At 48.0% G+C, this 14,880-nt stretch carries 9 protein-coding genes; 4 read left to right on the plus strand and 5 right to left on the minus strand.

Translation table 11 applies throughout. The annotated features are described in order from the left end of the window. Window positions 1–40: 40 nt before the first annotated feature. On the minus strand, window positions 41–1,426 hold the full coding sequence (dbpA, locus tag Q335_RS0102945) for an ATP-dependent RNA helicase DbpA (protein WP_038369292.1): 1,386 nt from the start codon (window positions 1,424–1,426) through the stop codon (window positions 41–43). A 401-nt stretch (window positions 1,427–1,827) separates the two neighbouring features. Between dbpA and Q335_RS09060 the strand changes: the two genes are divergently transcribed. Together Q335_RS09060 and Q335_RS0102955 are read left to right on the plus strand one after the other, a co-directional pair. Beyond that, a complete protein-coding gene (locus Q335_RS09060; RefSeq protein ID WP_245588270.1) occupies window positions 1,828–6,564 on the plus strand; it encodes a glutamate synthase-related protein in 4,737 nt (1,578 codons plus the stop codon). 10 nt (window positions 6,565–6,574) lie between these two features. Continuing rightward, window positions 6,575–8,038 carry a glutamate synthase subunit beta gene (locus Q335_RS0102955; protein ID WP_028357359.1) on the plus strand — a complete coding sequence of 488 codons (1,464 nt, stop codon included), beginning with the start codon at window positions 6,575–6,577 and terminating at the stop codon, window positions 8,036–8,038. Window positions 8,039–8,112: 74 nt separating this feature from the next. Here Q335_RS0102955 and fghA read toward each other — a convergent pair whose 3' ends face one another. Beyond that, window positions 8,113–8,961, minus strand: a complete 849-nt coding sequence (gene fghA, locus Q335_RS0102960; RefSeq protein WP_028357360.1) for an S-formylglutathione hydrolase — start codon at window positions 8,959–8,961, stop codon at window positions 8,113–8,115. A 207-nt stretch (window positions 8,962–9,168) separates the two neighbouring features. Here fghA and Q335_RS0102965 point away from each other — a divergent pair, with 207 nt between their 5' ends. Continuing rightward, window positions 9,169–11,070: an LTA synthase family protein gene (locus Q335_RS0102965; protein WP_028357361.1), complete on the plus strand. Its 1,902-nt coding sequence runs from the start codon at window positions 9,169–9,171 to the stop codon at window positions 11,068–11,070. Between the two features lie 9 nt (window positions 11,071–11,079). Beyond that, window positions 11,080–12,252: a nucleotide sugar dehydrogenase gene (locus tag Q335_RS0102970; protein WP_028357362.1), complete on the plus strand. Its 1,173-nt coding sequence runs from the start codon at window positions 11,080–11,082 to the stop codon at window positions 12,250–12,252. Between the two features lie 152 nt (window positions 12,253–12,404). Here the strand turns inward: Q335_RS0102970 and Q335_RS0102980 are convergent, their stop codons facing one another. From Q335_RS0102980 to Q335_RS09065, 3 genes are read right to left on the minus strand one after another with little or no spacing between them, the layout of a single operon-like run. Next, the gene (locus Q335_RS0102980) at window positions 12,405–13,361 is read right to left on the minus strand and encodes a formate dehydrogenase accessory protein FdhE (RefSeq protein WP_028357363.1); all 957 of its coding nucleotides are present in this window, start codon (window positions 13,359–13,361) and stop codon (window positions 12,405–12,407) included. Window positions 13,362–13,419: 58 nt separating this feature from the next. Then, entirely contained in the window at window positions 13,420–14,229 is an 810-nt protein-coding gene (fdhD, locus tag Q335_RS0102985) for a formate dehydrogenase accessory sulfurtransferase FdhD (RefSeq protein WP_028357364.1), read from the minus strand. After that, on the minus strand, window positions 14,210–14,872 hold the full coding sequence (locus Q335_RS09065; RefSeq protein WP_051532270.1) for a formate dehydrogenase subunit gamma: 663 nt from the start codon (window positions 14,870–14,872) through the stop codon (window positions 14,210–14,212). Before Q335_RS09065 ends, fdhD begins: the two co-directional genes overlap by 20 nt. Window positions 14,873–14,880 lie beyond the last annotated feature (8 nt).

Here is a 14,880-nt window from a genome sequence, read left to right on the forward strand (position 1 = left end):
TTCTTATTGTCGCAAAACTCTGCCACACGATGACATTTGGCTATTGCATTAAGCGCGCTTTTAAGTGCTTGTTTTTGATGGTGGTTTGCAATAATTTTTGGAGAATGTTGGGAGCTTGTGGGCGGGGCACTGCCACAAAACTGACAAAATCAAAAATCGTAATCTTGCCGACTTGATCGCCCGCTAGACCGAGATCTTTAGTGAGCGTACCCAGGATATCACCGGCGCGGATCTTGTCTTTTTTGCCGCCTTTGATGCAGATTGTGCGCATGGCGGGTGCATAGGGATTTTTGTGATGAGTTGCCGGCAGATTTTGCCAAGCGATACTTTGCTCCTGGCCGACTAAGCGCTGAGCGCGATGCAGCTCCGCATCTGTCACAAGATTAAAGGCGAGACCTTTTTGACCACGGCGGCCGGTACGACCAATGCGGTGGGTATGCGTATCGAGATTGGGCGAAATATCTAGGCTAAGCACAAGATCTAATTGTTCAATATCCAAACCCCGTGCGGCTACATCTGTGGCAATCAGCACAGAACAGCTCTTATTCGCAAATTGCACCAATATATCCTGACGTTGGCGCTGCTCAAGATCGCCATGGAGCACCAAACTTAAGAGGCCCGTGTGCTGGAGATAATGCTGAAACGATTCTGCTTGTGCAATGGTATTACAAAACACCAAGCAGGATTCTGGGCGTTGCGCGAGTAATAGTTTTTTAGCTGTAGAAAAACGCTGATCTTCAGTGGTTTTATAAAAACGCTGCTGGATCGCAGGTGCTGGACTTTGCTCACTCACATCGACAAATAGGGGGTTGATCAAGAAACCTTCTGATTGCTTTAGTAAGGCCGGTGCGAACGTCGCTGAAAATAATAAAGTCTGGCGTTTTAGAGGACAAGCCAAACTAATCGCGCTAATCGGTTCATAAAAACCCATATCTAACATCCGATCCGCCTCGTCTAGTATCAGGGTCTTGACCTGATTGAGGCGTAGCTCATCGCGCTGTAATAAATCTAGCACCCGCCCGGGTGTGCCCACCACCACATGCGCACCATAGCGTAGTGAATGAATCTGCGGTCCTAAGCCTGAGCCACCACAGAGCTCGATAATTTTGACCGCCCCCAATGGGCGCGCCAAATCACGCAATACATCGGCCACTTGAGCCGCTAGCTCACGCGTTGGACAAAGTACTAGGGCTTGTATTTGTAAGGTCTCAAGCTGTAGCTTTTGCATAATGCCCAGCCCAAAGGCTAGGGTCTTACCACTACCAGTGGGGGCCTTAGCAATCACATCCTTACCCTGCAAAATACTGGGGAGGGTTTGGCACTGAATAGGGGTCATTTGCGTAAATCCCAACTGTTGCAGATTGGCTCTCTGTGCTTCTGGAAGCGGCAGTTGTTGAAAATGAGTGACGGTGCTGGCTGTGCTCATGAGGTAACTCTTAAGAAATACCCACTCGCTGAGTGTCGGTGGGACTAGGGGACTAGGATTCAAAAATTACTGTCATCATAGCGTATTTTACTCGCGCTCTAGACGCCCGCTGGCCTCTACGACGCCAAGAAAGTACGACTAGCAAAAAATATTATAGGGGTAATGAGACTGATAGCATAAATATTGCCTTTTTTGATTACGGTTATTCTTGCCTTAACTAATTGATTTTTATAAAAAAATGTGAATTTATAATTAAGTCTGTCCCTTTTTAATTAAATACACTGGTCCGAGTGATTAAAAATAGGGACAGACTTATGTAAAAAGCTATTGCTCAGGGCTATAAAACTATTTAATCTAAAAAACTTATTCTCATTATTATGACTATAGGCAGGAGACAAACGATGTTACGACCATTCAAGACGCCAGCTTTGCTAGCACCCTCAGATCACGCCTTATCCTGTACGCCGCCCACTCAAGGGCTTTACAACAAAGAACAAGAGCACGACGCCTGTGGAGTTGGTTTTGTCGTCAATATCAAAGGCGAACGCAAACATAGCGTCATTCAGCAAGGCCTTAAAATTCTCGAAAATCTTGATCATCGTGGTGCCGTAGGAGCGGATAAGCTCATGGGCGATGGCGCCGGTATTCTTTTGCAAATTCCGCATCAACTGTATCGAGAGGATATGGCCAAACAAGGTGTAATCCTACCGCCAGAGGGTGAGTATGGCGTGGTCATGGTGTTTTTGCCGCAAGAAACGGCTTCGCGCCTGGCCTGTGAACGCGAACTCGAACGCGCTGTCGTTGAGGAAGGACAGCAAGTACTGGGTTGGCGCGATGTCCCGGTATCACGCGATATGCCCATGTCAGCAGTTGTGCGCGCCTGTGAACCAGTGATTCGCCAATTATTTGTCGGGCGCGGTGCCGATGTCATGGTGCCGGATGCGCTCGAGCGCAAGCTCTATGTGATTCGTAAACGCGCCAGCCACGCCATTCATGATATGGATTTGGATCACACCGAAGAGTATTTTGTGCCCTCCGCGTCAGTGCGGACGGTGGTCTATAAAGGCTTATTACTGGCCAATCAAGTGGGTGAATACTTCCTAGATTTAGCCGATAGTCGTGCGGCCTCCGCCCTGGCCATGGTGCACCAACGATTTTCTACCAATACCTTTCCAGCATGGCCGTTGGCGCATCCGTTTCGCATGATCGCTCATAACGGTGAGATCAACACTGTGAAGGGCAATTTCAACTGGTTACGGGCTCGCGAAGGCGTTATGGATTCGGCCGTCTTGGGTGACGATCTGCAAAAACTCTACCCTATTGTTTATCAAGGGCAATCCGATACGGCAACGTTTGATAATTGCTTAGAGCTATTGGTCAATTCGGGGTATTCGTTATCGCATGCCATGATGATGATGATTCCTGAGGCCTGGGAACAACATCAAACCATGGATGAAAACCGTCGGGCCTTTTATGAATACAATGCCGCCAAAATGGAGCCTTGGGATGGTCCGGCCGCTGTCTGTTTTACCGATGGACGACAAATCGGTGCCACCTTAGATCGCAATGGCTTGCGTCCCGCGCGTTATTTGATTACGGATGATGATACGGTGGTGTTGGCCTCTGAGGCCGGCACCTTGCATATTCCTGAACATAAGATTGTCAAAAAATGGCGCTTGCAACCGGGCAAAATGTTGCTCATCGATCTAGAGCAGGGTCGTATTATTGATGATCAAGAAATCAAGCAGCAACTCGCCAATAGCCGCCCTTATGGCGAATGGATTAAGCGCCTACGTATTAAGATTGACGATTTAGCGCCTATCTTTAAGGGGGATCAACACATCCAGTTGCGCGCTGAGTTATTGGACTTACAACAAGCGTTTGGTTGGACGCAAGAAGACATTAAATTTATCTTGCAGCCGATGGCTAACAATGGTGAAGAGAGTATTGGCTCAATGGGCAATGATGCACCCTTGGCCATTCTCTCGGATCGCCCAAAATCCTTATACAATTATTTTCGTCAGTTATTTGCCCAGGTCACCAATCCACCGATTGATCCAATTCGCGAGCAAATCGTCATGTCTTTGGTGTCTTTTATTGGACCCAAACCGAATTTGCTAGATATTAACAATGTCAACCCGCCACAACGGATCGAAGTCGCGCAACCCGTCTTAAGCAGTCATGAGATGGCCTTGTTGCGTAATATCGGCACCTATACGGGTAATAAATTCCGTAGTTTTGAACTCGATATTACCTATCCGGTGGCTTGGGGCAAAAAAGGCATTCAAGCCAGTATCGCCTCCTTATGTGCCACGGCCGCTGATGCCGTACAAAGTGGTTACAACATACTCATTGTTTCCGATGTGGCCGTGAGCCAAGAGCGCGTCGCGATCCCGGCCTTATTAGTGACCTCAGCGATCCATCAACATCTCATCAAAAAAGGTCTGCGTACGCGTACGGGCTTAGTCGTCGAGAGTGGTTCTGTGCGTGAAGTTCATCATTTTGCGCTGTTGGGTAGTTACGGTGCCGAGGCAGTACACCCGTATCTGGCCTTGCGCACCCTAAAAACCTTTGATAATGCCGATAAGGCTCAACAAAACTATATTCAAGCTATCGGCAAAGGCCTCAAGAAGGTCATGTCCAAAATGGGCATTTCAACCTATATGTCGTATACAGGGGCCCAGATCTTCGAGGCAATTGGTTTACGAGCAGACTTTATCCAAAAATACTTTACGGGCACTCCTAGCAAGATCGAGGGCATTGGCGTGTTTGAAGTGGCCGAAGAGGCGCTCCGCTTGCATCGAGCCGCCTTTGGCAATGACCCAGTGCTCAGTCAAATGTTGGATACCGGTGGCGAGTATGCCTATCGCATTCGTGGTGAAGACCATATGTGGAAACCGGACTCGATCGCTAAATTACAGCATTCTACGCGAGCCAATAGCTATCAAACCTACAAAGAATACGCACAATTAATTAATGAGCAATCAGAAAAACTGAAAACCTTACGCGGTCTTTTTAAATTTAAGTTCGATCCGAGTCGCGCAATTGCACTTGAAGAAGTAGAACCCGCCAAAGAGATCGTCAAGCGTTTTGCGACGGGCGCCATGTCAATGGGCTCTATTTCCACCGAAGCGCATACCGTCTTGGCCGTGGCCATGAACCGCATTGGTGGTAAATCTAATACGGGTGAAGGTGGTGAGGACGAACGTCGCTATCGTCAAGAGATGCAAACGGGCAAAAGTGGCATCAAGGACGGAGATACCCTGGCTGACATTATTGGTCGTGATCGAGTCCATGCCCCTATCTTCCTCAAAAAAGAAGATTCACTGCGCTCACGGATCAAACAAGTGGCCTCCGGGCGTTTTGGGGTCAGTGCAGAGTACTTATCGAGTGCCGACCAGATTCAGATCAAGATGGCACAGGGGGCAAAACCCGGCGAAGGCGGACAGTTACCAGGGCATAAGGTGTCGGAATATATTGCGCAATTGCGCTATTCGGTGCCAGGCGTGGGCTTGATTTCACCGCCCCCGCACCATGATATTTACTCGATCGAGGATTTAGCACAGCTGATTCACGACCTCAAGAATGTCAATCCTCAGGCGTCTATCTCCACAAAACTCGTCGCGCAGGTGGGGGTCGGTACAGTCGCCGCGGGGGTGGCCAAGGCTAAGTCCGATCATATTGTGATCGCGGGGCATGATGGAGGTACCGGTGCTTCGCCCTTATCGTCTATCAAACACGTCGGCGCCCCTTGGGAACTCGGCTTGGCGGAAACGCAGCAAACCTTGGTGCTTAATCAATTGCGTAGTCGTGTGCGGATCCAGGCGGACGGTCAAATGAAAACCGGCAGAGATGTGGTGATTGCAGCCTTATTAGGGGCCGATGAGTGTGGTTTTGCGACGGCACCTTTGGTAGTTGAAGGCTGTATTATGATGCGCAAATGTCACCTCAATACTTGCCCTGTCGGCGTGGCGACACAAGATCCGGAATTGCGTAAAAAATTTACAGGACAGCCTGAACATGTGGTTAACTTCTTTTTCTTTATTGCCGAAGAAGTTCGTGAAATCATGGCGCAGTTGGGGGTTCGCAAATTTGATGATTTGATTGGCCATACCGAGTATTTGGATACACAAGATGCGCATGCGCACTGGAAAGCGCATGGTTTGGACTTCTCTGCAGTGTTCCATCAGCCCCAAGTCGAGACCCCTAAACTGCATCAAGATTCGCAAGATCATGGTCTTGATAATGCCCTAGACGTAACCTTAATAGAACGCTGCCAAGAGGCCATTCAAGACGGCAAAAACGTGTCATTTATCATGCCAGTGCGCAATCGCAATCGTTCGGTAGGCGCGATGTTATCCGGTGTTGTGGCGCGTAAATATGGGCATCAAGGATTGGCTGATGACAGTATCCACATTCAATTTAGTGGCGTCGCTGGCCAAAGTTTTGGCGCCTTTTTAGCCCATGGCATTACGTTTGATTTAGTCGGTGAAGCGAATGACTACGTCGGTAAAGGCCTGTCGGGCGGCCGCATCTATGTTCGCTCGCCTAACGACTTCCAAGGGTATGGCCCCGAAAATATCATTGTTGGCAATACCGTTTTATACGGTGCCCTAGAGGGACGAGCTTTCTTTAATGGTGTGGCAGGCGAGCGCTTTGCTGTGCGTAATTCGGGGGCTTGTGCGGTGGTAGAAGGTACCGGTGATCATGGTTGTGAATATATGACAGGTGGCACGGTGGTTGTTCTCGGTAAAACGGGTCGTAACTTTGCCGCCGGCATGTCGGGCGGTGTCGCTTATATCTGGGATCCAGAGGCTAACTTTAAGGCGCAATGCAATCTCAGTATGGTCGACCTCGAACCAGTCTTGAGCCAAACAGAGCAAAGCGACCAACATAGTTGGCACAGTCTAGAACGTCAGGGCCAACGACAATCGGATGAAGCGATTCTAAGACACCTGATTGAGGAGCATTTCCGCTATACCGGTAGCTTTAGGGCGCGTGATTTATTGAATGACTGGGCGAATGCGCGACAGCAGTTTGTCAAAGTCATGCCAAAAGAATACAAACGCGCCTTGCGCGAGATGTCATTGACAGCGCTCGAACAAGCACAATTAACAACTGCCGCTGAGACAGTATAAGGAGGAGACCATGGGAAAAATCACTGGATTTATGGAGTTTGCGCGCGTTGAACAAAGCTATGAAGCGCCCAAAGCGCGTCTCAAGCACTACAAAGAGTTTGTCGCAACCTTGAGTGACGATAAGGCGCAGACACAAGCGGCGCGCTGTATGGATTGTGGCATTCCGTTTTGTAATACGGGCTGCCCAGTCAACAATATCATTCCGGATTTTAATGACTTGGTCTATAAGCAGCAGTGGCGTCAGGCCTGTACGGTGCTGCACTCGACCAATAACTTTCCCGAGTTTACTGGCCGTATTTGTCCAGCACCGTGTGAAGCCGCCTGTACCTTGACGATTAATAGTCAGCCTGTCGGTATTAAGTCGATTGAACAAGCCATTGTCGATAAGGGCTGGCAAGAGGGCTTTATTAAGCCACAATTGGCGCCTTATAAAACCGGCAAAAAAGTAGCGGTAGTGGGGTCTGGGCCGTCCGGCTTGGCGACCGCGCAACAGTTAGCGCGGGCAGGACACAGCGTGACCCTATTTGAAAAAAACGACCGTATTGGTGGTTTATTGCGTTATGGTATCCCAGACTTCAAACTCGAAAAGCGTTTGATTGACCGGCGTCTAGCACAGATGGAAAGTGAGGGCGTGACGTTTGAACCCATGGTGTATATTGGTCACAAGAAAAACGCGCCTGGCAGTGTCAAATGCATTGAACCGAGTCAATTACTGAAAAAATTTGATGCGGTCGCTTTATGTGGTGGCTCCGAAACACCTCGTGATTTGCCGATTCCGGGACGCGATGCCGAGGGTGTACACTTTGCTATGAATTTCTTGCGGCAACAAAATAAAATCAATGCCGGTGATCGTATAGCGCATGCCATTAATGCGAAAGGCAAGCATGTGGTCGTGATTGGTGGCGGTGATACTGGCTCCGACTGTGTGGGTACGAGTAATCGTCAAGGCGCCAAAAGCGTTACCCAAATTGAACTGATGGCTAAACTGCCAGAACAAGAAGACAAGGCCTTGACTTGGCCCTATTGGCCAGCTAAATTGCGAACCTCATCCTCACACCAAGAAGGCTGTGAAAGAGATTGGGCCATTTTAACCAAGGAGTTTGTCGCAGAAAAAGGTCAACTCAAAAAGCTGCGTTGTGTTCGCGTAGAGTGGCATAAGGATGCTGTCAGCGGTCAGATGCAAATGCACGAAGTGCCTGACAGTGAGTTTGAGCTCAAAGCCGATTTGGTATTTTTGGCGATGGGCTTCGTGCATCCAGTCGCTCAAGTGCTAGACGCTTTTGGTTTAGAAAAAGACAAGCGCAATAATGCCAAAGCCGATACTCTTAATTACCAAACGTCAGTGCCTAAGGTGTTCGCGGCGGGTGATATGCGCCGCGGGCAGTCATTGGTGGTGTGGGCGATTCGTGAAGGCCGACAATGTGCGCGCGCGATCGATGAGTTTTTGATGGGTAGTAGCGATTTGCCTCGTTAAGTGACTAGATAAGCACGGTTCTAAAAAAGCCCAATACCTGATGCTAGGATTGGGCTTTTTTGCAGCTTGAGCGATTAGCCGAGGTGTTGTGCATGAAAAGCAATATGTTTTTCTATAAAGCTACTGATAAAAAAGTAACTATGATCGTAATATTGATGCAGGTCCAAACGGCTCTCAAATCCTAGTGACTGTGCTTTTTCTTGGAATTTTTCGGGTTGTAGTTGTTCAGGATAGAACTGATCAGCCAAACCTTGATCAATCAACAGCGGGATTTTTTGGGGGACTTGTTCGAGCAATGCTAGCGCATCGTAGTCTTGCCAAGCACTTGGATTATCACCTAAGTAGGCAGATAAGGCTTTTTGCCCCCAAGCCGTTTGGCTCGGATTGACGATAGGCGCGAACGCCGAAGCACTTGTATAGAGGCTTGGGTTTTTTAGGCCAATGGTGAGTGCGCCGTGACCACCCATACTATGCCCCATAATGGCTTGTTTACCATTGTGGCTTAGTAGTGTTTGTACGACGCTAGGCAATTCTTGGGTGATGTAGTCATACATCTGATAGTGGCGTTGCCAAGGCGCTTGCGTGGCATTGACATAAAAACCTGCCCCTTGACCCAAATCGTAATTCTCATCATCCGGCACCTCCTGGCCACGTGGGCTGGTATCTGGAATAATCAGCGCGAGATTATGCTTGGCAGCATATTGTTGCGCACCAGCTTTGCTTGAAAAGTTTTCGTCGGTACACGTCAGCCCAGATAAAAAATACAAAAAAGGGACGGCTTGGCCGGCTAAGGCACTTGGCGGCACAAAAATAGAAAACGTCATGGCACATTGTGTGCTCTCAGCTTCGTGACGGTAGCGTCTTTGCTCACCGCCAAAACAAAAATGTGTTTCTAGAAGTTCGACAGAGGGTTGAGTGGTCATGCGAAATCCTTAAGGTTAGAGAGAGTTCTTTTCATTATAAGGATTGTGGCCAGTTTTTTTCAGAGGAAGGTGCTTGGCCACCGCATGCCGTTAAGTGAGGGCCATTTATCAAGCAATTATCAAGGCACTGCCTAAATTGCCCAGTGCGGGCTTTAATTTTTTTAAAATAAGCAGATTATATTTTTAAAAGCGCTCGCTTCGCTGATTATGAGAAATCAATTATTTGTCTTTGTCATTGCCTTGATGGCAATGTTTAGCATCAGTCGTCTTCTTTTGTCCTTATGGCAAAAACAACGTGTCCAAAAAAGCGGCAATGTAGCGGCCGTATTCGTGGGCGGTTTGCGTATTGACCTCAATATGATGGCCAGTTTTGCGGTGATACCCGCGGCCCTGATGCCTTGGTTTGAAAACTCCAGTACAGCGATCGAGGTGGCTGGATTTTGGTATAGTGCTTGGTTCTTGGTCAGCGTCTTTATGGAATTGGCGACTCCTCAATTTATGATGGAGTACGACCTACGACCTAATCGCCTATTTGTCGAGTATTTACAGCATCCCAAAGAAGTCAGCACCATGTTGTGGCGAGGCTACAAATGGGCCATTGCTTTTAGTTTGCTTGGTATGGCATTGGTGCTTTGGCTTGATTCTTGCCTCTTCTTTGGTTTTAAGGCGCAACCGTTGCACCCTTGGTGGTTGCGGATAATTGAATCCTTATTGTGGATTGCGTTGGCCGTGGCGTGTATTCGCGGCACCATGAAAAAACGCCCGATTAATCCTTCTACTGTGGCTTTTTCTAGTGATGGCTTAGTTAATTCACTAGCGCTTAATTCTATTTATAGTTTGTTTTACGCCATTTATGCCATGAAGTACGAGGTGTCTGCCGAGAAGTTCTATGGGCAGATGGATCGTGATGAGGTCGAGCAACGCTTACGCCAAACGGCGGGTCTAGAAAGTGCCCCCACTTTGCCAGAGTTTGCGCAAAAAACCTCACTCTATCATTTGCAACGGAGTGCCAAGCCTAAACAAAAACCGTTAAATATTGTCGTCATTGTTGAAGAAAGTCTAGGCGCGCAATACATCGGTAATTTACAAGGCGGCGCTGCGGAACGCTCCTTGACCCCGAACGTCGACAAACTATACGAGCAGTTTTGGGGCTTTACCAATGCCTATGCGACGGGTACGCGCTCAGTACGCGGCCTGGAAGCCTTGAGTGCTGGCTTTCCTCCTACGGTAAGTCAATCGGTGTTTAAACTCCCTAAAGCGCAGCAGGGCTTTTTCACTATCGCCAAAGCCTTAGGTCAACAACAGCATTATCATTCACGCTTTGTGTATGGGGGCGAGGCGCATTTTGACAATATGAAAAGTTTCTTCTTGGGCAATGGTTTTCAGGAAGTCATTGACGAAACCAATTTCCAAAGCACCGACTTTAAAGGCACTTGGGGTTACAGTGACGAGGATATGTTCAAGGAGCTCGATCGTGTGCTTCTGCAAGACCATGAGCAGCAACGCCTGGCTTTTACCCTCGCCTTCAGTGTGAGTAATCACTCACCTTGGGAATATCCACAAGGCAAAATCACACCGATTGGACAGCCGGCTTCAGTGACGAATACGGTGCAATATGCCGATTATGCGATTGGCCAATTCTTCGAGAAAGCCAAACAGCAGCCGTATTGGGACAACACGGTGTTTTTGTTGGTGGCTGATCATGACTCACGCGTCTTTGGTGAGGAGCTCATCCCCCTCAAGCATTTTCATATACCTGCTGTCATTTTTGGCAAAGAGATAGCACCGCGTCGCGATGATCGCCTGATTAGTCAGATTGATTTGCCTGTCACTTTATTATCACTGGCAGGTGTGGATTTGAAACACCCCATGATTGGTCAAGATTTATGCCAGTCCTCACCCAATCGCGCCATTATGCAATATGACAACCGCTATGGTTATTTACAAAACGATCAACTCATGGTCTTAGCCCCCTTTAGCGAGCCCAAACAGTATCAAGTCCGTAGCCAAACGGAGATGATTCCAACGACCTTAGATTATCAATTTTCTAAGAATGCCTTAGCGCATGCATTGTGGCCTTTTTATGTTTATAAAGACAATTCCTACTAAGAAAACGTTATGAATATCACGATTGTAGGCACGGGTTATGTCGGTTTATCCAATGGTATTTTGCTAGCACAACAGCATGATGTCATTGCCTTAGATATTAATTCCCGCAAGATTGAGCAACTCAATCAAGGTATGTCACCAATTGAAGATCATGAAATCACTGAGTTTTTGGCGCATAAACCCCTCAGGTTTAGGGCCACGCTGGATAAACAAGAGGCCTATACAGCGGCAGATTTTATTCTGATAGCGACACCAACTAACTACGATCCAGATACCCATTATTTTAATACCGAGTCCGTAGAGGCTGTATTAGCGGATATAGCCGCTTTGCGCCCTGAGGCGAGCGTGGTCATCAAGTCTACTATTCCCGTGGGCTTCACAGAAAAAGTCAAACAACGCTGGCCAGCACTTAAACACTTGTTTTTTGCCCCTGAGTTCCTGCGCGAGGGCAAGGCACTCTACGATAATCTATATCCTAGCCGTATTATTATTGGCGATGATTCTGCTCAAGCTCGGCAATTTGCACAGATGCTCAGAGATTGCTCGTATAAGCCCGAGGTTAATATTCTGTTCACCAATAATACAGAGGCAGAGGCCATCAAATTATTTGCCAATACCTATTTGGCCTTACGCGTGGCGTATTTTAACGAGTTGGATACTTTTGCTAAGGTCCATCATCTAAATTCGCGCCAAATCATCGAGGGGGTCAGTGCTGACCCGCGCATTGGTGACCATTACAATAATCCAAGCTTTGGCTACGGTGGTTATTGCCTACCCAAAGACACTAAACAATTATTGGCTAATTACCAAAATATCCCACAAAACATTATTCAGGCGATTGTGGATGCTAATCACACACGTAAGGACTTTATCGCGGCGGATATTGCACAGCTTGAACCGAATGTGGTGGGTATTTATCGTCTGATCATGAAGGCTAGCTCTGATAATTTTAGAGACTCTTCAATTCAGGGCGTCATGAAACGTTTGATGGCTAAAGGGCTAAAGGTGATTGTGTATGAGCCTAAACTAGAGGCTGATGAATTTCTGGGCTGTAAGGTCTACAAAGATTTACAGCAGTTTATCGAGCACTCAGATGTGATTGTAGCCAACCGCATGCACCGGGATTTAGCCGCCGTACAAGATAAAGTTTATAGTCGCGATTTGTTTGGTGGTGATACCTAATTGCGCATGCCGCCATGAGTGGCGGTGCGTGGGCGTGCGAGCCCTAAGAAAAAAATTAAAGCCTTGGACAGCGCGGCGCCACGATTGAGCGTATTCATTTGCGTCCAGTGTTAAGGCTTGGCTTCGTTAGAGGATGCCAGCGCTAGCGGTGCCTATGTGCTCGCGTTCGTGTCTGCGGCGAACATCAGATAAGGGTTATGACCGCCCCGAGAGTAGCCGGCCTCGCCTAATTTAATATCCAAGGCCAAGGACGCCAAATCATCTGCAATCACCTCGGCAAATTGCTGTTTTTTAAGGTCAAAGAGCTTGCGATAATGGTGGCACTCATCGCAGCATTCGCCGACCGCCGCTTCTAGCCCGCCTTCAGGTGCCTCATCAATACTCGCTAAGTACATGGATTTACCAGAGCCACAAAACGTGCACTGTGCACGTAAATAATGCTTGGCGCTATTGCAAGTGCCACAATATAAGTAACGCAATCCTTCGTCTTGACCGTGATTGATGACGTAAGAGGCCACGGTTTCTGAACCACAACAAGGACAGGTGGTGGCCGCTGCATTCAACGCAAAATGATATTCATTAAACTGCATGGCTTGTTTACTCAAGACAATCTCGAGTACGGCATGGAGCCAAATGGCTTGCGCTGGATGAGGCAATGGTTGGCCTTGTAAATGCGCCACGCATAACGTTATGAGTGCCTCAGGGTTAAGTGCCAAAAGAGTCTGCCAGGTTTGTTGGCTGGCTTGTGGGAGGTCAGCTTTAATGGCCTTGTAAAATTTCTTGAACAATTTTGCGATGACTTTGGACTGCGTTTGCAAAAATTCCGCATCTAAGACTACCGCCTCAGTCTCAGGATGTTGGCGTAATTGCTGCGCTTTAGCGATTAAATCGCTGGGTTTGAGTGTTGCTAATAGCTTATCTTGAACCTTGGCTATTTGTGCGATGAGTAATAAATAATGACTCCAATCGCTATGATCTTGTTGTGCTAGGGTGTGTAGGCGCTCGGCACGCTTAGCAAAGACATCCGGTTTAGGGGCAATCCAGCGGGTGATGTGAAAAAACTCTTGGTGTTGGATTTGTTCGGGCGTTTTTAATTCACGATGTTTCATAGCGGTAGGATAATAAAGTTAAGTGCCGCATCGCGGCCAGACATGAGCGTCGCTAGGCTTAATGGCTTAAATACTCGGCGCCACAGTAAATCACTTGGCGATGCGGTCGAGCAAAGCCCACTAAACTTAGATTAGCTTTTTCGGCCATATCGATGGCTAAAGAAGTCGGTGCAGAAATCGCCACCAAGGTGCCAATCCCCGCTCTGACCGCTTTTAGTACCATTTCATAGCTGGCACGACTAGAGATCAAAACAAAGCCCTGACTAAGCGCTAAGGGCTGCTGAGCGGCAAAGCCAATCAGTTTGTCGAGAGCATTGTGTCTGCCTACATCCTCAAAACTCGCCACTAAATTGGCCTGACTATCAAAATAAGCCACCCCATGCACCGAACCGGTACGCGTCCTTATGGCCAGCGATTGATCAAATTGTGCTAGTGCTTGGGGCAGTTGCCGTAAATCTAGAAGAGTGTCGGTTTGGCGTTGCAAGCGGGGGACATCTGTGGCGAGTGCTTGCAGGCTTTCAATGCCGCATAAGCCACAACCCGTGCGACCATTCAGGTAGCGGCGTTTTTGCTTGAGGGCCTGAAAGGCCGCAGAGGCGATTTGCATTTCAATGATCACACCCTCGGTACCGGCGTCTTTGATCTGCAAATCGTAAAGTTGCTGAGCGTGGCTTAAGATGCCTTCACTTAAACTAAAGCCGAGAGCGAGCTCGGCTAAATCAGAGGGAGTCGCCATCAAAACGACATGCGAAATGCCATTATAGACAAGGGCAATCGGCAACTCCGTACTGATATCATCGGCTTGGATGTCGAGCGCCCCTGCTTGGTGTACATTAACTGACTTTGTTTTATGAGTCCTTGTGCTCATTCTGGCTTTGTTTGGTTTCAAAAAAATCTGGATTCTTTTGCGCAACCTGTGCCATTTTTTCTCGGTACCAACGAGGGTGGTGCGCCTTGGCCCAGCGTTGTGTGACATAGCCTTGCACCATAGCACGAATGGAGCCTTTAATCCAAAGGGCCGCATAAATATGCACAAAGATGCTGGCAATCATGATGATAGCAGCGCAAGAGTGCAAGAACAGAGCAATGCGGATCACAGGAATAGGGAAGTAAGCGGCAAAATAAGCGCGCCAGCTAATCAGACCGGTGAGAATCAATACCGTCATGCAAGTCCCTAAGGTCCAGAACAGCATTTTTTGACCACCGTTGTAGCGACCTACATCGCCCACGTCTTTACCCGAAATCACATCCTTAATGGATAAGAGCCATTTGACATCTTCTTTTTCGAGGAAATTATGGGAGAAGTAATGCACAAATTCAATCCCAAAACCAATAAACATGGCCACCCCAAAAAACGGATGCAACATGCGAGCCAGTTCTGGAGAGCCAAAAATATGAGTAAACCAGAAGAAAGGTGGGTAGAAAAAACCTAAGCCTGAAATGGCCAATAATAGGAATAAACCCGCGACAACCCAGTGAGTGATGCGCTCAAAGCGATTATAGCGTTGGATAAAAGGCG

It is taken from the genome of Brackiella oedipodis DSM 13743, assembly GCF_000621025.1.
GTDB lineage: Bacteria > Pseudomonadota > Gammaproteobacteria > Burkholderiales > Burkholderiaceae_B > Oligella > Oligella oedipodis.